This is a genomic window from Mesorhizobium delmotii (genome assembly GCF_900149755.1).
GTDB lineage: Bacteria > Pseudomonadota > Alphaproteobacteria > Rhizobiales > Rhizobiaceae > Mesorhizobium > Mesorhizobium delmotii.
Genome location: NZ_FUIG01000070.1, coordinates 87,342 through 109,181, shown reverse-complemented (window position 1 = coordinate 109,181; position 21,840 = coordinate 87,342). Strand labels below are relative to the sequence as shown.

Below are 21,840 nucleotides of genomic sequence, written 5' to 3'. Positions count from 1 at the left end.
CGAGAAAGCCTCTAAAGGTAGGGCGATCCCAGCCACAACAATCGGTCGAACAGGCGGACGATAAATGGCCGGGCTCTCAAGGTTTCGATCGTTACAGACGCGGCGGAGGCGATTGCCGATCCGATCCGCGCTTCAATCTCCGCGGCAAAGCCTGCATCAAGAACCTCTATATCAATCTCAAAATTCAGCCGCAGGGACCGGGCATCAAGATTGGAGGATCCTATATAAGCCCAAACTCCATCGACCGACAGCAGCTTCGAATGATCGAACGAGCCCTCCGTGCGCCATACGCGGCAATAGTGCTTCAGGACCTGATCGAATTGCGCCGTCATCGCCCGGTCGACAAGGAAGAGATTGTTCACCGCCGGTACCACGATGTCGATCTCGACGCCTCGCCTGGCCGCGGTCGTCAGCGCGCTGATCAGTTCCCGATCCGGCAGGAAATAGGGCGACATGATGCGGATCGATTTGCGGGCGACGGAAAATGCCCCGATCAGCAAGTTGTGGTTCGTTTCGATGCTGGCATCCGGCCCGGATGCAACCGCACGCGCCAGCATCGGTTGACCGGGAGCCGCGGGAAGCGTGGCCACTTGCCAGGTGTCGCCTTTCAGGAGCTCGCCGCTCACGAAGCGCCAATCTTCGGCGGCAACCGAAAGAAGGTCGGCTACGACCGGCCCGGTGACCTGAAAATGCGTGTCCCTCGCGCTGGAGGAGCCGGCGAACTCGGCTGAGAATCCCTTTCGGATGTTCATCCCTCCGGTGAACGCAATCGTGCCATCGACGACCAGGATCTTCCGGTGCGTTCTGAGGTTGGCGTAGGGAAGACGCAGGCCCATGACAATGTTGCCGTTGAAGAGGTCTGCTGTGATTCCTGCCTCTCGCAGACGCCCAAGAATGCTGGGGACGGAGTAACGCGCCCCGACGGCATCGATCAGCACGCGAACGCTGACACCCCGCTGGACGGCTCCGGAGAGAGATTCCACGAAAAGCCGCCCGACATCGTCATTGTCGAAGATGTAGGTCTCGAGAAGGATAGTGCGTTGAGCGCCATCAATCGCTCGGCACATTGCGGCATAGGCCCCGTCACCTGTCTCCAATATCGCAATCGCGTTTCCCGAGGTCAGGGCACGCCGGGCCACCCTGTCGCCCAATGTCTTCAGGCCGGTGAAGCGTTGGCCGTACCGCTCGGCAATCAATTCCTCGGCGGCAATGTTGCGCTCATGTTTTGCGGAAGCTGCCTCGCTGGAAAGGGGCCGCATGGCGCTGATCGTTGCACGCCGGATGCGGTTGATGCCGGCAACGGCGTAGATGATCGCGCCAAGGAATGGCGACAGGAACATCACGCCGACCCAACCTGTGGCGGCGCGGACGTCTTCCTTCGTCATTATGGCGTGGACGATGCCGATGGCCGCCATCACCACGGGAATGATCGCGAGGATCTGGGGCCAATGAGTCATAAAGGTCTGCAACATCGCCAGGACTATCCAGCGAGCGGTTGCAGAACGCAATGCAGCTCATTCCCGGCGTTGATACTCAACAGACCCAGAGCGAAGAGCGCTGTCTCGCATACTAGCACCTCTTGACTAAGTTTTGGCCGTATTCGCCGCTGTGCGGTTGATAGCGATGCCAGGCGCGAGTTCAGTCGAACAGAAATCGGATCGCGTAAGGCCCGCGGTAAAGCCCGAGCAAGCTGCACTCTGGCCCGCAATGGTAGCATTCTCTATTTCGGGAGAAGGGGCGTGGGCAAAGGCCACCGATATCAGGCTAACCGGTGGCGAAGGCGCGCCGCCATTAGAATGCCGTCACGGCGGCTGCCGCGACCGCTCTTGGGGCTGATCTCCCTCGGCGTCGCCACGCTTGCCGCCGCAGTTACCCAATTCGTAATACAGAGCACCGCAAGCGTCCACACCACGGTAACAAACTGGACAGAGCCGCTGCCTGGTTCGATGGAACGGCCCCCCGTCGCTGGAGACCAAGAGCCACGAGCGGGCACTACAGGCCCAACTTCTCCCGGAGTGCATCAATGCGTTTAGAGGCTTCCGCCTTGCTGAGGCCGTCAGCATAGGCGTCAGGGTCGTCGGCCTGTTCGGCCAAAGTTTTCAAATAGGAGGCTTGTGCGGGGGTCATGGGGTCATCTCCGCTGATCCAATCTTCCGGGTCCTTTTTGACATTTGCCGGTGCCTCGATTTTTGGGTTGTGCCGGTCGCCCATGATCAATCTCCCTTGATGATCGCCATAATGAGAATGAATCATGATTTGTTCCGCCAGATTGTGTCGCGTCCGCCCCCCAGGCCGGTTACGCGCAAGCGGAGCGAATCTCTTCTTGGCTATTTCATAGCGTGGATACCTATGGTTGTAATTTTGCACGATCCTCAAATCGGTGAGGACGCCCCTTGAGCAGCGATCAGGGCCATTGGAGCCGTACCTGGCTCATAAACAACCCCCAACTCGGGAGTCGGCTTCTTCGAATTATTTGGCCTTCAGCCATGTGTTCGATAGTCCGCTCCTGTAGCGGCTGTCGGCGCGCTTCGAGATAATTCCATTGAGCCCGATCTTCTCGACGGTGCGGAAGAGCGCCAGCGCACTGCCCTCGAAGTGCTCACTGTATTGGATCTTGCCGAGGCCAGGCTCAACCAGTTGCCATAGCGCCTGCTTGCGCTGCAGCAGCGGCAAGGAGCCTAGATCGCGGCCGTCGAGATGGAGGATATCGAAAGTGACGAACACCAGCCGGCTCGGCTCGTTCCAGATCGCGGCTTCCAGCGCAGGGCAATCGGAAGCGCCCTGCTCGCCGGGAACAATGACCTCGCCGTCGAGAATGGCAGTCCGGCATGGCAGATCGACGGCCAGTGCGATGGGCCAGTATTTCGTGGTCCAGTCACGGCCGTTTTTGCTGTAAAGACGCACGCCGCCATTATCGATGATGATCTGGGTTCGATAGCCGTCGAGATTGGCCTCGTGGACCCAGCCCTCATCTTCAGGCGGCCGCTCGACCCGAGTCGGGATCTGCGGCGGAAGAAACTCCAGCCGGCCGCCATTGACCTTGGCACGCTTACTCAATGACGCCACCTTTGACCGCGCAGCGGCGGCTAATCGGCACAGGCAGCACGACATCACCCCAACAGGATGCCTGCCACCTGTGCCGAGCCCCCGCCAAGCCATTGCAAGCATCTACGCACGAGGCCGATCTGTCGTTAGCTTTGCATCCTAATACTTATCCTGGCGTACATATCTTGCTCGGCGCGGCGCTCCTGCACCGTTCCCGACCGGCTTATTGCTGTCCGGAATTGCCGCCAGCCTACGCAGCCCTTGGCTAGAGGGTTCGTCATTTCACGGAACCGCAGAACCGCTCTATCTCTTTATTTTTTGACTGCAATTCCGGACGGAAAACCGTTCACACTTTTCCTGGAATTGCTCTGATTGCGGACGACCTTGGTCAGTCCATCAAAAGCACCACAGCGGGATGCAGCTTCTTCAGATTCGGCAATGATTTCGACTGCCAGGGTATGTCGGGCGTTCCACGCACGACGAGTCGAACATCGGGATGCTTGCGCACCTCAATGGTAAATTTCGCCAGCAGGTTGATGCCGGAAGAGTTGAGAAAGTGAAGGTCCTTCAGATTGAGCGTAATGGAAGCGGGATTCGAGGCAAGAACACGGGTCGCCAACGCCGTGATAGGCGCACCGGCGTCGGAACTGGCAAGCCGCATTGCACCGTCGAAGAAAATTTCGCTTCCTTCAGTCCACACGCGGTAATCGTCTGTCTTGATTTCCATAGCCTGGCTTCGTTTCATTTAGTTGTGAATTTGCGAGATCGGAATGGAGGCATATGTCTCCACGCAAATCAGATCGCTTTCGTCGGCGGCGCTGAATATCCAAGCCAGGCGTGCGCCGTAGTCGCACATCAACGTCAGCAATCCAAGTCCGGAGCCTCCTACGTCGGGGTTGGCGGCATTGGCTTCAATTCGCTGTATCAGCAGGTCCATGGGGTCGCCAACCGTGATGTCCGCCAGCAGACCTTGGAACTCAGACGCATCTTCCCCATCGACGTCATTCGACACTTTGAGCTTGAAGCACTCCGAATCCATCGACGCCTCGATCACGATCTCACCCGGTGCGCGAAACTTGACGGCATTTTCGATGAGCTCGTTGACCAGATATCCGATGCTGTGCCGCACTTCCATGTAATCATTGCGGGACGACCGGAAGCGCAACGCGAAAAGATCGGCGATGAAGTCCGAGGTCGTGGCACAATGACGCCAACTCAAATCGAGAGGTCCGTCGAACAGCCGCACGCGACTGACGCTCTCCTTCATCCCTATCGCAATATCAGGGGTACCGAACAGCGTTGTCATTGCTATGTGTGCCTTATGATCACGAGGGTGATGTCATCGTGGATCTTCTGGATCCCGATATGGGCCATCAGATCGTCGATGATCCCAGTCTTGATGTCCTCGGCGCTGCTGCCGTGACGTCTTTGTACGCTCTGGCTGAGGCGCTCGAACCCGAACAACTTTCTTTCGTGGTTTTCCGCCTCGGTCACACCGTCGGTGTGCAGCACGATCACGTCGCCGCTTCCGAACAGGATGTCACGCGTGGCAATGAACTTCGAGATGTCATTCTCCAGGCCAACCGGCAGACCCAGATCAATCGTATCGATACGTTCGACTTCCCCATCCGCACGCACGACAAGAACGTCCTCATGCTGGCCGGATAGCGTTACCCGCTCATCTTCGAAGTCAAGAAAGGCCAGCGAGAGATGCTTGTCGGTGTTCGTCCGCTCGATGTTCTTGTAGATCGCTCTGTTCAGCCGATCCAGAAACTGGTGCGGATTCGCTTCGTCGGTCTCCTGCAGCGCGCGTGCAACGGATTGGACCATCAGCATCAGCACGCCGCTCTCAAGACCATGACCGGTCACGTCGCCGATGCCGATCTTGACCCGTGATCCGTTCTGCAGGACGTCATAGTAGTCGCCGCCGACCTCGTCAGCCGGACGCATGTAGGCTGCGATCTCCAGCCCAGGAATCGCTTCGAGTTCGAATTGTTTCGGCAGGACCATCATCTGGATCTGCCTGGCAACCGCGAGCTCGGCACCGAGGCGGACGTTCTCGTCTCGCAGCTTTTCGTTGAGTGCCGAAATCTCCTGGTTGGCGTCCCCGAGCTCCCTGGTTCGTTCGTCGACGAGCTGCTCGAGGTTTTCCGTGTGAAAGCTGATCTGCTCAGCCATCCGGTTGAAAGCGACCCCCACCGCTCCAACCTCGTCGCGCGTCGGAATGCTTACCCGGACTGAATAGTCTTTCGCCTGCAACCGCTTGGCGGCCCCGGCAAGCGCACTGAGGCCTGCAGTGATCCGCTTTGAAATTCCGAAGACAGCCGCAAAGACGATCAGGAGCGAAACGATAACTGCGATGACCTGGGTTATCAGGATCCGGTTGGTTGCGCTGGAAATGCTCTGCTGCGCTGCAAGGAGGGAAGCATAAATTTCCCGTTCGGGGACGACGAAGCCAAGCATCAGGGTTTCGGCCGTGATGGACCCCGTACTATTCCAGAGATTGACTGGGTTTAGTCGGCGAAGTGCGACGATGTACGGTTGGGCTTTGCCGTTTTCCTCAATCGAAATATGCTTAATGACTGTCTTGTCGTCGGCGGGAAGTTCGAGCGCTGCGACGGTCGCGTGCGTACTCTTTTTGAGCGAGCGATCGAGGCCGGTAACGCCTTGACCTGCCGCACCACTTGCGATCTTGAGCCCGAGCATTTTCTCGCCTTCAGGCTTGATCGCGAGCACATTGCCGTTCGACATGGTGAGAAAACCGAAGCCCGTATCGGCGACCTTCACGCTTTCGACGATGTCAGCGAGTTGATCGAGCGTAACGTCGGCAGCGACCATGCCGGCGACATTACTGCGGTCTTTCGTCCAGAGTGGGTGGAAGAAGCTCACTATGAGCTTGCCGGTAATCGCGTCGATATAAGGAGCAGTCGCAGTGATGTCATCGCCCTTTACGGGGCGCGAATCGGGCTCCCTGATCCAGCCTTCCCAGCCTTCATAGACGCCAGGAAAGAAGAAATCCCAGAAATTCGCTTTGTCGTGGCCTGGATAAAGCTTGTCGAAGGTCTGCGCCTGATCGGAATAAGGAATCGTGCGCATGATCGGCCCTGCCTTCGGCCCTACGTAGTAGACCTGCAGCTTCTTGGCGCCAGTTGACATCTGGCTTGTGCCAAAAATATCGAAGATCGCACTCTCCTGAATGTCGCGGAGAATTTCGGGCTTCGGTTGGTGATCAGCGGAGAGGAGATATCCCCAGACACTCATGACCGAAGGTGACCCTTGCCGGGTCTGTACCCAGTTTCCCGTGGCGTCATATGCAAGCGGCGCATTAAAATAGGGGTTCTTCGCCAACGCCTTGCCGATCGCATCTTTTGCTTCCGGATAATCTATTAGTCTCTGCATGGAGGCTGCAAGTGCGGTCACCTCGGAGTGCATGCGGCCGAACAGGAGATCGGCGCGCAGCGCCGTCGTCTCGATATAGTTCTGGAGGTATTCCTGGCTTGCCTTGGTGAGGCCGCTCTCGATCTGGTGCGTCGCGTCCCGGGAAAGCCGGTTCACATTCCACAGCGCGACGCCGCCGCCGACGAGAAGGTCGAACAGCACCGCCCCACCCACAACGATCAAGAATTTAGCGCGGAAGCTGTTAAGCCGGAGGACAGGCCAGGGTCTGGGCGGTGTTGCATCCAAATCGGTCATAGCGGCTTGCGTCCCGATGCAACCCAGATCGGCCAGCCGGCATAGCCCTTGGAGTGGAGCGCAGCGAAGATGTGGTCCTGGAAGCCCTGTCGGAACCGCCTGATAAACGCCGGTGTGTCACCTCGCTTGGTAGCCATCTCGCCTGCATAAACATTCTCCCATGCCGCTATGACGTCCGCGAAGTCCTGTGGATCGCCGTCGTGGTTGGTGACCATGAAGGACTCGACCCGAATGTCTTCGAGCCCCGCTTCGGTCAGGTAGCGTTTGCTCTTCGGGCCGAGCTCAATATCCATCTGGAAGTGCGCCCACAGCTTGGCGACCTCGTTATAGGTCCACTGGATGCTGTCGGCGCGTGGTTCGCCCAGGCAGTGCGAATTTTTTTCATTGGTGATGTAGACACGTCCGCCCGGCTTGCAGATGCGAAACAGTTCCCTGAGGATCAGTTCGGGCTTGTTGAACACCTGCAGCGAATGGCGGCACGTGACGAGGTCGAACTGATTTTCCTCGAGCAGCATTTCTGATGCATCGCCATAAGTGTACTCGATGCCCTTGATATCGAACTCCGCAGCCACGTTTCGCGCATAGGCGAGGCTCGACCTGGAGTGGTCGAGGGCGACGATCCGCGATGGCTGGAACTCCTTCTGCACGAGCACGGCGAAATCACCTATGCCGCAACAGATGTCGGCCATCACGATCCCGGGCCTCATGCCGTGTCGGGGCAAGATTGCGCGCTCGTGGCGCCAGGTCATCTTTGTTTGTGTGCGCAGGATCGGCACGAACCCGCCTTCCTCAAGGAAGCCCTGCCCCGGATAGAATTCGCTGTCATACTCCTCGACCGTGATGTTCGGTTCGATTCCGCTCAAGCGGCCGAACTTTCGTGACGTCCATCCGACGACGCTTGACGTGATGACGATGAATTTGAGATCGGGTCGAGCCCGACAAGCGTCGAGAATGATCCTCGAAAAGGCGTGAAACGCAGCGTTGTTCATCTGAGTCAGACGTCTGACATTGACGTAGAGAACGCCGCGCACACGGCCGATCGCATCGCGAAGCAATGCTATGCTGGGTCCAAGTTCATCGATTGCCTGAGGCCGGACCACCCCCGATATGGAGAACTCCTGATTGTTGGCGTCGTATTGCGCCTTGAAACGCGGGAGAAGGTCGTAAGGGTTCAATTTTGCAAGCCCTCGAGCGGGAGATCCACGACAAGCTTGATCGCATCACCGTCGGCTTCCTCGACCCTGAGTGTCGCGTTGTAGTCGATGGCCAGTTCCAAAAGAACCACCTCCCGGCTCGGGGCGAGATCCCCGGATACCGAATTGAGATATCGCTCCCGGACCTCGGATCCTGCGACCAGCGACACGGCTTGTTCGTAGAATTGACGCTCCTCTGGCACGCAAGGGAATGTCAACTCGATCCTGTCCGTCGCGCCATGGCGAGACACCCTGCATGCCAATTCGCCGTCGGCATGGCGCGTACGAAAGGCGACTTCCAGCAATTCGTTAAAGGCGGAAGAAAAGAGATTTGAATGCCGAACCGAGTCTGACCTGTTTCGGCTGATCATCCGGGCCATGTATGTCGAGACATAGTCGCAATGTTTCCAGGCGGAGACGAAAGCTTTGATTTCCATGTCGATCTGGATCATCGGTTCAAAAGTCGGCTCGCCAGCCAGGTGATGATGAACAGTTCCCATCGGCATCCTCACTTTTCCATCGTATTGAGCCCTCGCGGGGTGATGACCTCCGCGACAAAAAATGTCACCGCGTCCTGATGGGTCAGTCTCGCACCGACTCGAAAAATTGCGCGGTATCTGCCTTGATCGTTCTACAAATCTCCACTTCACGGTTAACAAAGGGTGCACGGCGCTAGAGCGCCCGATTTGATTCCTCCATCGCTCGTACCACCCTCAGCGGGGACCGCCTTATGAAATCGCCGATCGCCTCGACTCCAAGCGGCCGCCCCAGGAAATTGCCTTGCAGGCAATCGCAGTTTTCCTTGATCAGCCACCGTGCCTGTGCCGACGTCTCGACCCCCTCGGCAGTGACATTTATTCCCAGGCCGTGTGCCAGGTTCATGATCGATCGCACGATCGTTTGGCTTTTGAGATCGGTCTCCAGGTCCGCAATAAAGTACTGATCGATCTTCAAAGTATCGAAGGGAAAGTTCTTAAGGTAGCTCAACGACGAGTAGTATGTTCCAAAATCGTCAAGAGAAATTCGTATTCCCAAGACGTTCAGAGTGTTCAACGTGTCGATATTGTCGATCGTCTTTTCAAGCAGGACCGTCTCGGTTATCTCAAGTTCAAGTCTGTCGGCTTCGATTCCAACTGCATCGATGATCTGAGCGACGGTGTCCGTCAGCGAACCGCTAAGGAACTGAGCTGGTGACAGGTTTACTGCGACTGTCAGCGAGGAGGGCCACGTCAATGCCTGGCGACAGGCTTCCTCGAGTACCCATCGTCCAATCTCTTCCATCAGACCGTCGGCTTCGGCGATCGGTATGAACACGTTGGGTGGAATGACTCCGACCTCGGGGTGCCGCCACCGCAGCAGCGCTTCGAAACCGATCACCGACGCGGGAGGCCGAATGAGCGGCTGATATTCCAGATAAAGTTCGCCGCGCTCCAGCGCGGTTCGAAGGCTGCGTCTCAGATTCTCGCGTTGCTCGAGCAAGAGCAGCATCGAACGGTTGAATGTTCGAGCGCAACCGCGTCCATCTGTCTTGGCCGCATAAAGAGCAATGTCAGCGGCTTTCATCAACTGTTCGCCATCGGTCCCGTGCTCCGGCCCGAAAGCAATTCCGATACTCGAGCCGACGAAGACGGGAATGCCGTTAATGACGAACGGGTTCTTGAAAGCGTCGACTAGCGATCCGGCGAGGCGCTCAGCCTCTGCCGGCTGCTCCTTTCCCAATTGGATGACAGCGAACTCATCGCCGGCATACCGGTATGCCGATTCGCCGTCCTGCAGCGCGTCGCGAATACGACCCGCCGCGAGTTGAAGAAGAGTGTCGCCTGCTCCATGGCCGAGCGTGTCGTTGACCGCTTTGAAATCGTCAAGGTCGATCTGCAGAAGGGCGGCTTTCGGCTTTGATCCGCCGAGGGCCGCCATTGCCTGCTGCAGCCGCTCGCCGAATCGCCGCCGATTCTGCAGTCCGGTCAGCACGTCGTGCGTCGCCTGATGGAGCAGAATTACATGCTCTTGCTCCTCCGCTACGCTCCGCCCATCGCGCCCCCTTGATTCAATGATTCCCACACCATTTGCAGTGGCGAAAACGAAAGCGGACCGCGGCGCTTCGCCCGATGATCGCGGCAAATCGATGCTTGCCGGTGAGCCGCCGCGGAACACACGAAGAAATTCGTCGCGATACCTCGCATCGAGGAAGCTCGGGTAGATCTCCCAAACGGCGGCACCCGGCACCACCGCGCCTCCGTATACGCCTTTGAGCTTGGTTGCGTAGTGCGTCAGACAGAAGTCGCGATCATAGAACGACAAAAGTTCGGTCGTGTTCGCCAAAAGGTCAGCGAGCAGCGCTTCGCCGGGACGTGGTGCATCGCTTGAGGAAGGCCCCTCACTCTCCGTGCCGACGCCTGATGCCTCCGGGTGCAATAGCCACCTCCATAGGCGGTGAGAATCCACGCCAGAAATAGCATAACTGTCAAGCTTGGCAAACATACAACTCGCAGTCTCAACAAGTGTCTCATGCTGCGTAGTTGCAATGTATGCTCCGCTGTGATTGGCAGCGACATCGATGAACAGTCGGTTCATAAATCGGGGATTGGCTATAATTGATGGCGCGGTGGACGCGACACGAAGTATTCTGGTCCATGAGGCGGCTGATCTTCCCCGCCCTGTTTTAAGCCCGCCCCACTTCAACCATCCCCGTTCTTGTACTCAGCTTCCGAGCGCTTTGAGCCAATGTTCAAAGGATGAGGCCTCCTCGTGCCCGGCATGCGAAACAGCGTGGGCGGGGCGCGGCAACACCACGGAACTTCGGACTTCGCGGGGGCTGTAACCGAATTCCTTGCTAAATGCTCGGCTGAAATTAGCCGCTGAACTAAACCCGACGGCTTCGGCAATATTAACAATGCGCCGGCTGTCCGCCGGATCGCTAAGCGCAATATGGGCCGCCAGAAGTCGGCGACTTTGTATGTAGTGGAGAACACCACCGCTCGGTTCGAACAACTGATAAAGACGAGAGCGCGAGACGCCGAGCGCCCGGCACATTGAATCCGGCGTCAGATGAGCCGCATCCAGATTGTTGTGGACGTATCGACGGGCTCGCTCCATCAGCGCGACACTCACCAATTGTTCGGTGGCCGCGGCATGTTCTGCCGGGGGCGAGAGGCAGGCAATGATCATGCTGCGTGTTGCGTGCACGATGCGGGGCAGATCGTCAGCCGTGAGACTGCGCAGTCTTGCTTCGATGCTGTTGAGGTAGTCGACCAAAAGGTTGGCAAAGTTGCCGGACAGAATTGAATTATTCTTTGCGTCCAGGGTTGCCGCCGCATCGGCGAACAAATCACGCGGCAAATAGAGAAAGAGACTTTGGGATTCCGTTGCCCTCCCGCGAAACGGGTAGCCAAGCGATCTAATCTCCAATTTGCCCGGTTGGTTTTCCGCTACGCGGCGATCGACCTCCGTCCACGACCGGCCAGTATGCGGCAAAGCGATATACCAGTGATCGATCGAGCTGGACCGAAGCTTCGCAGCAGAACGCATATAACTATGTGCCGGTGCGCGCTGTTGAACGATCAGCATGCCGCCGAGGTTCCAAGCCGTGTGGTCGGCGGGAAAGCCATCGTCGAGCGATTTGTCATCCGGCAACTTGATCTCGACAAGCGGAGCCATATGCGCCTGCCAGGCGACGAATTGATCCTCTGGCGCCAGTTCGAGCGTCGAAAAGGGCAAAGGTTCGAGCGCCGGCGCAAGTGACGGGGCAGCCTCGTTGTAAGGTTGAGCTTCGCGCGGCCAACGACGTCGATCGCGCTCAAGCGCCTGCCTCGCAAGCGCCTTCTCCTGCCTCTTAGCGTCCATCGCGTAGTGCCGTATCCGATTCCGGTATGCCCATCTCCACCTCAATCATGTGGTGTATCACAGGCATCTGGCAAGACCAGCGGAACGCGAGTCCACAGAGCGCCATCACGCTGGGTTACAGCAAGAAATGCATTCCGAGATAAGTTTCTGGATGCGACGATAACGACACTCTTCAACCTGGCTCGTATAGAGTCTGGCACGGTGAAAGCGTAGTTGGGGAGACAACGAAATGAACGCAAAGCTCAAAGCAGAAGCTCGTCGCAAGATAATTCTTGATGGATATTTTAATAACGAACCTTTGAAAGATATTGCAGCCAAGGTCGGATGTTCACTGGCGAGTTTGAAAGTCACCGCCAGTAAACTCGGTTGCACTCGAACTCCGAAAGAGGCGGCCGAATTTCGGCGAGGATTTCATGTCCCAGAACAAAAACTGCGAGATTACCGACAACTTATGATTGCTGGACAGTATCGAGCTCGCGAGTGCGCGCTGATTTTGGGACTATTGAAAGACCAATTATAAGTCAGTGAGTAAATTTATTCCAATACACGCCTCAGCGGTTCATCGGCAAAAAAAGCCCGCCGCAAACACGGGCAACGGGCCCTGAAAGGTTCGCACAGATGCTGCGTCGTTTCAATAGCACCTGCCTCAGCCCTCATGATCTGGCTATTTGCGAACGCGTGTTCGATCAGGTTTGCGCAGATGAACACATTGACTCTTCAAGCCGGGATGCCGAGGCCTTAGCGGTGGCGATTGTCGCAATCTTCCGAAACATTACTACCAAGGAGCGCGAACTGCTGGATGAAGTTAGGTCTCTTCGTCTTTCAAAGGGAGCAGAGAAGGCGCGCTAGCTTGGCGGCGTTCCGAGGCGTCCCGCGTTGGCACAGCCGGATTGGCATCTGCATTGCCCCATTGAGTCCCGCCAGAGTGTAGCCACAGCGCTTGCGAAAGAGATGGAAATGGGTTTAGCCCAAGACTTGTCTGATGTTGCGCTCACTTTCGATTGTCCGGGTTGCTCGCATCCGGCGGTAAGGAAGGGCTCTGCGCTAAGAACGATCGCGCACTTCAGATGCGACGGGTGCAACGCCAAGGTACGGATCACCTATCCGCAGAAGCTAGCGATCTTCGAAAAGTACAGGCTAATAGCCGCCCAAGGGGCATTGCGATGCGACGATCCGGAAACGCGTCGCCAATAGCGGTCACGTGGGCCAGATGCAAAAGGTCGATGCCCTGGTGGGCCTCGCTAAAGAAATGGCCGACCGGCAACTGGCCGGGTTAGAAAGCCCGGCAGATAAAAACGATGGCTCTGTGCAAGACGGTGATGATGCAAAGGACTGAGCGTCGTCGACCGCCTCCTCACATTCCGCGATCACGGAGTTACTCGAATCGCCAAGTTTGATACTATCCAACGGCGGACCCCAATCCGCCAGGCCGGCGCCCTACAGGCATTCTACCCCAACGCCCCCCAAGCGGCGCCGGCCTTCCCCTTGTATGGCGTTGCCAATCAGCAATCTTCGGTGGTCTTCTTCATTTGCCTGGGGGCGGCGGGTCTTGGCGTCCGCGTTGCCGGGCTGCTGGCCAGGCGCGCAATCCTTGGCAGAGTTCGGGTTCGTGCCGCTGGTGGTGGTGGTGTCAGTCCCCTGATCGGTGCTGGGCGTGGTCGTGGTTGTGGTCGTGGAGGTTCCGCCCGAAGTTCCGCTCGTCGTCTGGGCAAAGGAAAGCCCGGCGGAAAGCGCCAACACGGCCGACGTCAAAAGGATTCGTTTCATATTCCTTTCTCCTGTCTTAAGCGCACGACGCGCTCACAAACCAACATGCGGACAGAAGGAATGTTGCACTGATGGGGCTCACCCTCGGAATCTTTCCGCGTGCCAGTGGATCAGTGGATCTTGCCGTCAGGACCTTTCATCGGCTTGTGGATCATCAATCATTTGGGCAGGTGCTCGGGATGCACCTCTAGCGATGTGATTTAATCTCGGGCTTTCAGCGGCTGCAATCGAACTTGAGTTTCAGCGGGTCGGCGCCTCCGCCATAGACCATTATCAGATCGGCGGAACGGCAGTAGCGCACGTTCCCGCAGCTGCACTCGGCTTTGACGAGCATGTTGTGCCGGGTCGCCTTGCCCAGCGTGTCGATCGGATCATGCGCCATGGAGGGTTCGCAGTATCGTGTGCCGGCTACGTCAACCGATTTGCGACTTCTCCCAAATTTCTCGTGAAGCGTTGGGGATAACCGCACTGACCCCATTTGCGGCGGAATCGGTGTCCATTTCCGTTCCGTTAACAAATGGACGATTAGATCTTGGTGGGGTCACCGCGAAAATGTTGCGCGAACGAGGAGCCCATCAATGGCTGCGATTGCTCTTCCTGGCGATTGGACCGGACAGTACAAGGGATCGGAGCTGAACCTCTCCGGTTTCAACCTCTCCTTTTCTGACGAGTTCAATACGATGGATGTCGTGCCGAACAACGGCACCGGCAAGTGGTTCGCGCCTGTGCATGCCCCCTATGGGGCCGCCACGTTCATGTCGCCGGTGGGGGCAACGAATCCGTTCTCCGTCTCTGACGGGAAGCTGACCATTACCATGAAGCAGGTGGACGGCGTCTGGCAGTCGGGAACGATGCAAACGGTTAACAGTGCCGGCCAGGGTTTCGCGCAAGAGTACGGGTACTTCGAGATGCGCGCAGCCTTTCACGGCGGGGCGGGAGCCTGGCCGGCTTTCTGGATGCTGTCGCCCGATCAGACTGTGCCACGCGTCGAGGTCGACATCGTTGAAGCGTATGGGGGCGATCCCGATGGTCATCACCAGGCGGTGCACTTGAGCAATAAGGAAAGCCACGTTTCGAAAGGCAATTATACGGGCCTCGCCGGTTCGATGTTCGACGGGGCGTTTCACACTTACGGCGCGAGGATCACGACGGACTGGATCACCGTGTACTATGACGGCAAGGAGCTGAGCCGCTTTCCAATGAGCGAGTCCTTCCGCACGCCGCTCTATATGCTGGCCTCGCTTGCCATGAATCCCCTTGAGGTCGAGCGGGCGTCCGGCACCTACGAGATGGTCATCGACTACGTCCGCGCCTATGCCGCGCCGGACGTGATGGAGCAGCACCTGACCGGGACGGATGCGGCGGATATCCTGAACGGCGGCAGCTTTGATGACGTTCTGGACGGCGGAGCTGGTGCTGACAAAATGTCCGGCGGTTTCGGCAACGATACCTACCGCGTCGACAACGCATTCGACGTAGTCATTGAGGCTGACAGCGCCGGCATCGATCTGGTCATCACGTCGATGACGTATTCGCTGTCCGGCCAGCAAATAGAGCAGCTCACACTCACCGGTGTTGCCGACATCGACGCGATTGGTAACGAACTCGACAACACGCTGGTCGGCAACGCTGGCAGCAACCTGCTCGACGGCGGGGTCGGAATCGACAAGATGGAGGGCGGCGCAGGCAACGATACCTACTATGTCGACCATGCGCTCGACCGCGTGGTCGAGGGCGATGCGGCGGGCAACGATTGGGTGTTCAGCTCGAGCACCTATTCACTGCCATCCTATGTCGAAAATCTGACCCTCATCGGCCTTGGCGCTATCAATGGTCGCGGCAATTCTTCCGACAATGAGCTGACCGGGAACAATGGGAACAACACGCTGGACGGCCTTGCCGGCAACGACACCATAAGGGGCGGGGCGGGTAGCGACCGGTTAGCGGGCTATGATGGCGCCGACCTTCTCGATGGCGGGACCGGGGCCGACCTGATGAATGGCGGTGCCGGCAACGATACCTATTATGTGGACAATGTACTGGACAACGTCATCGACGAAGCGGGCCTCGACCAGATTTTCAGCTTGGTCACGTACTCACTGGCGGTCGATCGCCGGCTGGTAGAAAATCTGCGTCTGACCGGAAACGCCAACGTCGGAGCCACGGGAAATTCCCTCGACAACGTGCTCGACGGCAACGACAGCGACAACAAACTGGACGGCGGCCGAGGCAATGATTCCGTGCTTGGGTGGGGTGGCAACGATACACTAACGGGCGGCCTGGGCATTGACCGGCTTACTGGTGGCGCCGGCAACGATTCCTTCGTTTTCAGCGCGCCGCTCTCAGTGGCCAACCGCGACATCATCACGGATTTCGACCATACGGACGATACATTCAGGCTTCAGAATTCGGTAATGCAGGGGCTTGGAGCCACCGGAGCCCTCGAGCCAAGGTACTTCTTCGCTGGGACTGGCGCGCACGACGCCGACGACCACATCGTCTATGACAAGGTTACGGGTGCGTTGTTTTACGATTCCAACGGAAACGTCGCAGGCGGCGTGACACAGCTCGCGACGCTGACGAACAGGCCGACGCTGCTGGCCGACGATTTTTTCGTGATCTGATCCGGCGCCTACAGCGGTGCACGTGAAAAAGAGATCAAGCGCAGCGCTGTAACTTCTTGTTTGTGCATCGCTTTGTTCGAAAAACCGGTGACCTCTTTTTCGAGCGATGGTCTCGGACAGTGGCTTTGAGCGTTCCTTCTCCAAGCGTGAGAACAGTCCGCAGTTGGCCGGGGCGCCGAAGGATACGCTTCGCGGGACACTTTCTTTTCCGACGCGCTTTCCGGCCGCAGAAGTCTCAACCTTGCCGGAGCGCATTCCGGGCCACAACCGACTTTGCGACATCCCCTTCACTGATTCACGGCCCGTCTAGTGCCAGAATGCGAAATCCGCTGTGACGGTGGGGGCTTAGCAACAACCGCTCAAGGTCGATCCGTCGTTGCAGGGCTGACGTGTTTTCATCGAGCCAAGACTGACGCTAGTACCGTGCCGGGAATGAGCTATAATTCAGATGCTAATGACTGCCGGGCGCTTGGATAATGGCCGGACTGGGTGAACAGATTGCGCGTCAGCAGCGAACCATGGGGCCGCTCCTGGTGGCGGCAGTGGTCATCGGCCTTATAGGTCTGCCCGTCGCAGCCTGGCTCGACCTCCGAGATCTATCGGAACGGATGCTGCGCACGCAAGCCAGCGAAATCAGCCGGATCATCGACGAAATGCGCGGATTCTACGGCAGCGACGTTGTGGGACGCGTGCTGCAAGCAGACGACGCCGTGACCGCGACGCACAACTACCGGGACGTACCAGGTGCGATCCCTATTCCAGCAACCCTCTCGATCGAACTCGGCAAGCGCATCAGCGCTCACGACGGATCCGTCAAATATCGGTTCGTCTCGGATCTACCTTTCAAAGGTCGCGACCCCCACCAACTCGATGTATTCGAGCGGAATGCAATCCTTGCTTTGCGCGCCAACCCGAGGGAGCCGATCATCGAAGTCTCGGGTTCGCTGTTTGACCGGCACGTCCGCGCCGCGGCCCCTGTTGTAATGGGACAAGTCTGCGTGACCTGCCATAACTCACACCCGGACAGCCCCAAGACGGACTGGAAGGTAGGGGATGTCCGAGGGATCCAGGAGATATCAGTCAATCAGCCTATCGCTGCGAACGTCCTCACCTTCAAGTATCTGCTCCTATATTTCGGCTTCGCGGCGGCGGCGGGCCTGACGTTCATTCTCCTGCAGCGTCGGCAGTCCGCCTTGGTTCAGGGCATCAATAAGGAGCTTTCCGAGGCAAACGACTTCCTGGCCGCGATTTCATTGAAGATCGCCAAATATCTTTCGCCTCAAATTTACAAAAGCATCTTCAGCGGCCAGAAGGACGTCACCATCGCGACCGAGCGCAAGAAGCTCACGATCTTTTTCTCCGACGTGAAGGATTTCACCGCGATCGTGGAACGGCTCCAGCCTGAGGACTTGACGCTTCTCCTCAACGAGTACTTCACCGAGATGTCGACAATCGCGCTCAAGCACGGCGGCACCATCGACAAGTTCATCGGCGACGCGCTTCTTGTGTTCTTCGGAGACCCCGAGACGCAAGGCGTCGAGGAAGACGCGAGAGCCTGCTTGCGCATGGCTGTCGACATGCAGCATCGGCTGGAGCAGTTGAACAGGGTGTGGCATGACCGCGGAGTTGAACGGCCCTTCCGAGTTCGCATGGGCATCAACACGGGCTATTGCAATGTTGGGAACTTTGGTTCCGATGATCGGATGGACTACACGATCATTGGGGCCGAAGCGAACTTGGCGGCCCGTCTGCAGTCGATTGCCGAGCCCGGCGGCATCTGCCTCAGCTATGAGACTTACGCGCTCGTCCGCGACCTTGTCCGGGCGCGTCCGTTAGCACCGATTGCCATGAAGGGGATCAGCCGGGAGGTCGTCCCCTACGAAGTCGAGGGCCTCCTGGGTGAACTGGCCCAGCGCCCTCAGGTCATCAGCGAGCACGCGACTGGCCTCGACTTGTTCCTCGATGTCGAGGCAATCGACGAGAACGGGGTCGAGCGGGCGAAGAAACGACTTTCGGAGGCGCTCCTGGCCTTAACCATCCGAAACAAGCCCGCGGCTTTATAAATTTGAAGCGGCGGGACTGGCGCAGGACTCCCCGTTGCATGGGCCGATCGAAGTTCTTCGCAAACAATTGTTCTCCCACGAGAACAGCAGAGATTACAGACACATAGCGGCCCTGCTATAATCGGGACTTGAAGCAGGCGGACGTACTTGGCCGATGAGCCTGCACGGAAAGGAACTCCGATGCAGGTGGACCACGGCGATGAAGCCCTTATAATTTCGCGCCTGTGGCGGGTGGGGCTGCTATCTCTCCGTCTGCTGTCGGTCAAATCGGCGGCGTCGAGAATGCTCCTCCTCGCCTCGCAGTGGAGTACCGTCCGGCGGTGGCTCTGATCCCTTACGAGAAGAACGCCCGCACCCACTCCGATGCCCAGGTGGCGCAGATCGCCGCCTCGATCCGGGAATTCGGCTGGACGAACCCGGTCCTGGTCGACGGCGCGAACGGTATCATAGCTGGCCACGGCCGCCTCCTGGCAGCGAGAAAGCTCGGCCTGCAGCAAGTACCCGTTATCGAACTCCTTGGCCTGAGCGAGGCGCAGAAAAGAGTCTTGGTCATAGCCGACAACAAGCTGGCGCTCAATGCCGGCTGGGACACCGAGCTGCTGGGTCTCGAACTGGCCGACCTGGGCGAGCTTGGCTTCGATCTGTCCCTCACCGGCTTCGACGATTTGGAAATTGCCGCCTGACCAACATTGGTAAACCTGGCCTTACCGATCCAGATGACGTGCCTGACCCGCCGGAGCAGCCAACCACCCTCCCCGGCGATGTCTGGACGCTCGGCAAGCATCGGCTGATTTGCGGCGATAGCACCAATGCGAAGGATGTCGAGCGCGTTCTCGCCGGAGTCATGCCGCATCTGCTGGTCACAGACCCGCCTTATCGCGTCAGCTACGATCCGGCCTGGCGCAAGAGGCTCGGCATCCCCGCAGAAGCCTGTCGAATGCATGCGCCGCCCGATTGAGAACAACTCCTCGTCCGGACAGGCGGTCTACGAGCCGTTCTGCGGCTCCGGCACCACCATCATAGCAGCCGAGATCACTGGCCGTTGCTGTCACGCCATCGAACTGAACCCAGCCTATGTCGATGTCGCGGTGCTCCGCTGGCAGGCGTTTACCGGCAGCATGGCGATCCTGGAGGGCGATGGCCGCAGCTATGCCGTTGTTGCCGCTGAGCGCCGCCAGGAGGCCGCATGAGATGGCAAGACCCGGTCACAAGCCAGATGAGGCCTCGCGCCGCCAGGTTGAAGCCCTTGCCGGCTACGGCGTTCCAGAGACCGGCATTGCCGACATGATCGGAGTTGATCCGAAGACGCTGCGCAAACATTACAGACAGGAACTCAGGATCGGCCACACCAAGGCCAATTCGGCTGTGGCGCAAAGCCTCTTTCGCAAAGCCACGGGAGAAGGCCCTCAGTCGGTCACCGCTGCGATCTTCTGGGCCAAGACCCGCATGGACTGGAAGGAGACCATCGTCAATCAGCACGGCGGCGACCCGGTCCAGACCATCACCCGCATCATCCTGTCGCCGCCTGATTCCGAAAAGCTGAAGCGGAGTTCCGGCCAAATCGCAGGCCCGGCGGATCAGGCGGAACTGCCGGGCCGGGACTCGCTGTCGCCAACCCGCGCCTTGGCCAACTGACCGAGCGCCGCCCTGTACACCATCAGTCGCGCTCGGCAGTGACTACTGGGTACTAGAGTCGGACTCGAAGAACCAAAGTCAAACTGCTGATTCTGTTCGATTTTCGAAGCGAAGACTTGCCTGTTCGGCTCTTGTGAGCAAACTGCAACGGTGGTTTGCAGTTTGAACACCCCGGGGATTAGCAACATGCCGCGCGCGGTCGCTACTATCGTGTCTCCACACAGCGGCAAGGACGTTCAGGTTTAGGCATCGAGGCCCAGCGTGCCGCGGTCGCCCGCTTTGCCGAGGCCGAGGGAATGATCATCCTCCAGGAATTCACCGAGATCGAAACCGGAAAGGGCGCGGATGCTCTTGATCGACGTCCGCAACTGACAGCCGCCTCGCCCTTGCCCCGCAGCTCAAATGCCCAGTCGTTGTGGCGAAGCTCGACCGACGTTCGAGCGATGTCGCCTTCATTGCCGGACTGATGGTCCAGCGCGTGCCAATCATCGTCGCCGAACTCGGTGCTGATGCCGATCCGTTCATGTTGCACCTCTATGCCGCTTTGGCAGAGAAGGAGCGGCGATTGATCTCGGAGCGCACCAAAGCCGCCCTCGCCTCGCGCAAGATCACTGGCATAAAACTCGGTAATCCGACCAACACAGCGGAAGCTACCGCGAGAGGTCGGAAGATCTCGATCCGGGAGGCTGACAGATTTTCCCAGACCGTGCTCCCGATCATCGCCTCCATCCGGCAGTCCGGCATCACAAGCCTGCGTGGCCTGGCTATCGCCCTGAACAACCGCGGCGTTCGAACAGCGCGCAATGGACAATGGCAGGTGTCGAACGTGCGCAACAGTTTGGGGCGGCAAGCTTCTGCGAACTTGCTTTTATAAGCGGGAATTTGCTGACCAGCATGTCCCCATGGAAGCGGTCTTTGATAACCGTTCCAAAGCCGTTGCGCACCCTCGCAGGGTCGTGCGGGCTCTAGTCGGCGTCGTCGCGCAAAGGGCTCGAACCGAGCCATTCGCGACATTCCCAGGGTTGAGTAACCTGCTACAATCCTGTCAGGCAGCCACCCGGGTTCAATCGGGTGTAGAATGTTTTCATTCTCCGCGCCGATGGACCCGACAGGGTTCCATCCCCTGCGTAATCCTGCTCTCACTCCTCAGTCCCGAAGTGAGGTGGGTTGGATCGTATGTGAAGCGGCGCGGCTGGTCAGCCCATGCTTTGCAGATGGTTTCGTAGGGTGTGAGGCCCCTGAGGGTCTTTAGTCGCTTTGCGAAGTTGTAGGCATCGAGGAAGGAGTCTGGCGCTCGGCGCTCTCGGCTGATCGATGAGCATCGGCGCCGGCAAGGCGACCCCTGTAGCAGGCGGCGGTTTGTGTGAGCCAATCATGAAGGCCTACCGCCAGGAAGCACTGGTGCCTGAGCGCGCAAATCGGACTTGAAATATGAAGGCGCGCGGCGCACGATGGCGCAGAAATGCACCGAGAGGGAGACGGGGCGGAGGGCTGGAGCGTAGCAGCGCTTGGAGGAAGCCATGAACGTCAAAGCGATTCTCGAGGACAAGGGTCGAGCCGTCGAGACGATCGGCCCGAACGAGACACTCGCCGTGGCGATCAACAGGCTCGCCGAACACAGGATCGGCGCACTGGTCGTTACCAATGGTGATCGCAAGGTGGTCGGCATCGTGTCCGAGCGCGACATCGTCTGCGCCATGGACAAGTATGGGGCTGCGGCCCTGCAGCAGAGTGTCCGTCACGCAATGACCGCCAAGGTCAACCTCTGCACCGAGAACCACACGATCAACCAGGTCATGGAGATCATGACCACAGGCCGATTCCGCCACCTGCCCGTGGTAAAGAACGGCCAACTCGACGGCATCGTCTCGATCGGCGACGTGGTGAAGAAGCGCATCGAGGAGGTCGAGCGCGAGGCCGAAGAGATTATTCACTACATCTGGGCGGGGTAAGCTCGCCAAAGGCCCGCCGTCTGGC

At 58.4% G+C, this 21,840-nt stretch carries 21 protein-coding genes and 2 pseudogenes; 10 read left to right on the top strand and 13 right to left on the bottom strand.

The features are described from left to right. Nucleotides 1–11 precede the first annotated feature (11 nt). The 10 genes from BQ8482_RS33240 to BQ8482_RS33195 all read right to left on the bottom strand — a co-directional run bounded on the left by BQ8482_RS33240 (nucleotide 12) and on the right by BQ8482_RS33195 (nucleotide 11,774). The gene (locus BQ8482_RS33240; RefSeq protein WP_123151435.1) at nucleotides 12–1,472 is read right to left on the bottom strand and encodes a phospholipase D-like domain-containing protein; all 1,461 of its coding nucleotides are present in this window, start codon (nucleotides 1,470–1,472) and stop codon (nucleotides 12–14) included. Nucleotides 1,473–1,992: 520 nt separating this feature from the next. Further along, nucleotides 1,993–2,211, bottom strand: coding sequence for a DUF3072 domain-containing protein (locus BQ8482_RS33235; RefSeq protein ID WP_123151518.1), 219 nt, complete (start codon nucleotides 2,209–2,211; stop codon nucleotides 1,993–1,995). 258 nt (nucleotides 2,212–2,469) lie between these two features. After that, entirely contained in the window at nucleotides 2,470–3,057 is a 588-nt protein-coding gene (locus tag BQ8482_RS33230) for an ATP-dependent DNA ligase (RefSeq protein ID WP_123151434.1), read from the bottom strand. 376 nt (nucleotides 3,058–3,433) lie between these two features. Next, on the bottom strand, nucleotides 3,434–3,772 hold the full coding sequence (locus BQ8482_RS33225) for a slr1659 superfamily regulator (protein ID WP_123151433.1): 339 nt from the start codon (nucleotides 3,770–3,772) through the stop codon (nucleotides 3,434–3,436). Between the two features lie 18 nt (nucleotides 3,773–3,790). Then, complete coding sequence (locus tag BQ8482_RS33220; protein WP_165848818.1) at nucleotides 3,791–4,351, bottom strand: slr1658 superfamily regulator; 561 nt, start codon at nucleotides 4,349–4,351, stop codon at nucleotides 3,791–3,793. A 2-nt stretch (nucleotides 4,352–4,353) separates the two neighbouring features. Beyond that, nucleotides 4,354–6,738, bottom strand: a complete 2,385-nt coding sequence (locus tag BQ8482_RS33215; RefSeq protein WP_123151431.1) for a SpoIIE family protein phosphatase — start codon at nucleotides 6,736–6,738, stop codon at nucleotides 4,354–4,356. After that, the gene (locus tag BQ8482_RS33210; RefSeq protein WP_077383357.1) at nucleotides 6,735–7,913 is read right to left on the bottom strand and encodes a class I SAM-dependent methyltransferase; all 1,179 of its coding nucleotides are present in this window, start codon (nucleotides 7,911–7,913) and stop codon (nucleotides 6,735–6,737) included. The genes BQ8482_RS33215 and BQ8482_RS33210 overlap by 4 nt, the downstream gene beginning before the upstream one ends. Next, the gene (locus BQ8482_RS33205) at nucleotides 7,910–8,431 is read right to left on the bottom strand and encodes a ubiquinone biosynthesis methyltransferase UbiE (protein ID WP_123151430.1); all 522 of its coding nucleotides are present in this window, start codon (nucleotides 8,429–8,431) and stop codon (nucleotides 7,910–7,912) included. Before BQ8482_RS33205 ends, BQ8482_RS33210 begins: the two co-directional genes overlap by 4 nt. A 172-nt stretch (nucleotides 8,432–8,603) precedes the next feature. Continuing rightward, nucleotides 8,604–10,346: a putative bifunctional diguanylate cyclase/phosphodiesterase gene (locus BQ8482_RS33200; RefSeq protein WP_165848817.1), complete on the bottom strand. Its 1,743-nt coding sequence runs from the start codon at nucleotides 10,344–10,346 to the stop codon at nucleotides 8,604–8,606. Nucleotides 10,347–10,631: 285 nt separating this feature from the next. Further along, nucleotides 10,632–11,774 (bottom strand): helix-turn-helix domain-containing protein, encoded by a 1,143-nt coding sequence (locus tag BQ8482_RS33195; protein WP_123151429.1) that lies wholly within the window; start codon nucleotides 11,772–11,774, stop codon nucleotides 10,632–10,634. Nucleotides 11,775–12,003: 229 nt separating this feature from the next. Here BQ8482_RS33195 and BQ8482_RS37905 point away from each other — a divergent pair, with 229 nt between their 5' ends. The 3 genes from BQ8482_RS37905 (at nucleotide 12,004) to BQ8482_RS40215 (ending at nucleotide 13,110) form a co-directional block, all read left to right on the top strand. Next, nucleotides 12,004–12,294, top strand: coding sequence for a hypothetical protein (locus BQ8482_RS37905; RefSeq protein ID WP_133254883.1), 291 nt, complete (start codon nucleotides 12,004–12,006; stop codon nucleotides 12,292–12,294). Between the two features lie 98 nt (nucleotides 12,295–12,392). Then, complete coding sequence (locus tag BQ8482_RS37900) at nucleotides 12,393–12,623, top strand: hypothetical protein (protein WP_133254882.1); 231 nt, start codon at nucleotides 12,393–12,395, stop codon at nucleotides 12,621–12,623. A gap of 361 nt (nucleotides 12,624–12,984) precedes the next feature. Further along, complete coding sequence (locus BQ8482_RS40215) at nucleotides 12,985–13,110, top strand: hypothetical protein (RefSeq protein WP_280178891.1); 126 nt, start codon at nucleotides 12,985–12,987, stop codon at nucleotides 13,108–13,110. Between the two features lie 101 nt (nucleotides 13,111–13,211). On the opposite strand, the gene BQ8482_RS37895 is transcribed toward BQ8482_RS40215, so the two are convergent. Both BQ8482_RS37895 and BQ8482_RS39840 read right to left on the bottom strand, forming a co-directional pair. Then, nucleotides 13,212–13,541: a hypothetical protein gene (locus tag BQ8482_RS37895; RefSeq protein WP_133254881.1), complete on the bottom strand. Its 330-nt coding sequence runs from the start codon at nucleotides 13,539–13,541 to the stop codon at nucleotides 13,212–13,214. Nucleotides 13,542–13,755: 214 nt separating this feature from the next. Continuing rightward, nucleotides 13,756–13,923 carry a hypothetical protein gene (locus BQ8482_RS39840; protein WP_244603091.1) on the bottom strand — a complete coding sequence of 56 codons (168 nt, stop codon included), beginning with the start codon at nucleotides 13,921–13,923 and terminating at the stop codon, nucleotides 13,756–13,758. Nucleotides 13,924–14,119: 196 nt separating this feature from the next. Between BQ8482_RS39840 and BQ8482_RS33180 the strand changes: the two genes are divergently transcribed. The 6 genes and pseudogenes from BQ8482_RS33180 (at nucleotide 14,120) to BQ8482_RS33160 (ending at nucleotide 20,737) form a co-directional block, all read left to right on the top strand. Next, a complete protein-coding gene (locus BQ8482_RS33180; protein ID WP_123151428.1) occupies nucleotides 14,120–16,165 on the top strand; it encodes a family 16 glycosylhydrolase in 2,046 nt (681 codons plus the stop codon). 476 nt (nucleotides 16,166–16,641) lie between these two features. After that, nucleotides 16,642–18,228, top strand: coding sequence for an adenylate/guanylate cyclase domain-containing protein (locus BQ8482_RS33175; protein ID WP_123151427.1), 1,587 nt, complete (start codon nucleotides 16,642–16,644; stop codon nucleotides 18,226–18,228). A gap of 266 nt (nucleotides 18,229–18,494) precedes the next feature. Then, nucleotides 18,495–19,418, top strand: a pseudogene (locus BQ8482_RS40840) (ParB/Srx family N-terminal domain-containing protein). A gap of 1 nt (nucleotide 19,419) precedes the next feature. Continuing rightward, nucleotides 19,420–19,863 (top strand): hypothetical protein, encoded by a 444-nt coding sequence (locus tag BQ8482_RS33165; protein ID WP_244603090.1) that lies wholly within the window; start codon nucleotides 19,420–19,422, stop codon nucleotides 19,861–19,863. A gap of 248 nt (nucleotides 19,864–20,111) precedes the next feature. Then, nucleotides 20,112–20,330, top strand: a complete 219-nt coding sequence (locus BQ8482_RS40455) for a hypothetical protein (RefSeq protein WP_342211007.1) — start codon at nucleotides 20,112–20,114, stop codon at nucleotides 20,328–20,330. Next, nucleotides 20,279–20,737, top strand: a complete 459-nt coding sequence (locus BQ8482_RS33160; protein WP_123151515.1) for a recombinase family protein — start codon at nucleotides 20,279–20,281, stop codon at nucleotides 20,735–20,737. Before BQ8482_RS40455 ends, BQ8482_RS33160 begins: the two co-directional genes overlap by 52 nt. A gap of 210 nt (nucleotides 20,738–20,947) precedes the next feature. On the opposite strand, the pseudogene BQ8482_RS39835 reads toward BQ8482_RS33160, so the two are convergent. Beyond that, a pseudogene (locus tag BQ8482_RS39835) lies at nucleotides 20,948–21,145 on the bottom strand (hypothetical protein); the annotation flags it as partial. A 238-nt stretch (nucleotides 21,146–21,383) separates the two neighbouring features. Between BQ8482_RS39835 and BQ8482_RS33150 the strand changes: the two are divergent. Next, on the top strand, nucleotides 21,384–21,815 hold the full coding sequence (locus BQ8482_RS33150; protein ID WP_123151424.1) for a CBS domain-containing protein: 432 nt from the start codon (nucleotides 21,384–21,386) through the stop codon (nucleotides 21,813–21,815). The last annotated feature ends 25 nt before the right edge of the window (nucleotides 21,816–21,840 follow it).

Excerpts from the sequence above, each read along its gene's own strand:
- BQ8482_RS40215 (WP_280178891.1), top strand. The coding sequence starts at position 12,985 with ATGCAAAAGGTCGATGCCCTGGTGGGCCTCGCTAAAGAAATGGCCGAC.
- BQ8482_RS39840 (WP_244603091.1), bottom strand. The coding sequence starts at position 13,923 with ATGGCGCATGATCCGATCGACACGCTGGGCAAGGCGACCCGGCACAAC.
- BQ8482_RS33205 (WP_123151430.1), bottom strand. The coding sequence starts at position 8,431 with ATGGGAACTGTTCATCATCACCTGGCTGGCGAGCCGACTTTTGAACCG.
- BQ8482_RS37900 (WP_133254882.1), top strand. The coding sequence starts at position 12,393 with ATGCTGCGTCGTTTCAATAGCACCTGCCTCAGCCCTCATGATCTGGCT.
- BQ8482_RS33175 (WP_123151427.1), top strand. The coding sequence starts at position 16,642 with ATGGCCGGACTGGGTGAACAGATTGCGCGTCAGCAGCGAACCATGGGG.
- BQ8482_RS33195 (WP_123151429.1), bottom strand. The coding sequence starts at position 11,774 with ATGGACGCTAAGAGGCAGGAGAAGGCGCTTGCGAGGCAGGCGCTTGAG.
- BQ8482_RS33225 (WP_123151433.1), bottom strand. The coding sequence starts at position 3,772 with ATGGAAATCAAGACAGACGATTACCGCGTGTGGACTGAAGGAAGCGAA.
- BQ8482_RS33165 (WP_244603090.1), top strand. The coding sequence starts at position 19,420 with ATGGCAAGACCCGGTCACAAGCCAGATGAGGCCTCGCGCCGCCAGGTT.
- BQ8482_RS33180 (WP_123151428.1), top strand. The coding sequence starts at position 14,120 with ATGGCTGCGATTGCTCTTCCTGGCGATTGGACCGGACAGTACAAGGGA.
- BQ8482_RS33220 (WP_165848818.1), bottom strand. The coding sequence starts at position 4,351 with ATGACAACGCTGTTCGGTACCCCTGATATTGCGATAGGGATGAAGGAG.
- BQ8482_RS33235 (WP_123151518.1), bottom strand. The coding sequence starts at position 2,211 with ATGGGCGACCGGCACAACCCAAAAATCGAGGCACCGGCAAATGTCAAA.
- BQ8482_RS37895 (WP_133254881.1), bottom strand. The coding sequence starts at position 13,541 with ATGAAACGAATCCTTTTGACGTCGGCCGTGTTGGCGCTTTCCGCCGGG.
- BQ8482_RS33150 (WP_123151424.1), top strand. The coding sequence starts at position 21,384 with ATGAACGTCAAAGCGATTCTCGAGGACAAGGGTCGAGCCGTCGAGACG.
- BQ8482_RS33240 (WP_123151435.1), bottom strand. The coding sequence starts at position 1,472 with ATGTTGCAGACCTTTATGACTCATTGGCCCCAGATCCTCGCGATCATT.
- BQ8482_RS37905 (WP_133254883.1), top strand. The coding sequence starts at position 12,004 with ATGAACGCAAAGCTCAAAGCAGAAGCTCGTCGCAAGATAATTCTTGAT.
- BQ8482_RS33215 (WP_123151431.1), bottom strand. The coding sequence starts at position 6,738 with ATGACCGATTTGGATGCAACACCGCCCAGACCCTGGCCTGTCCTCCGG.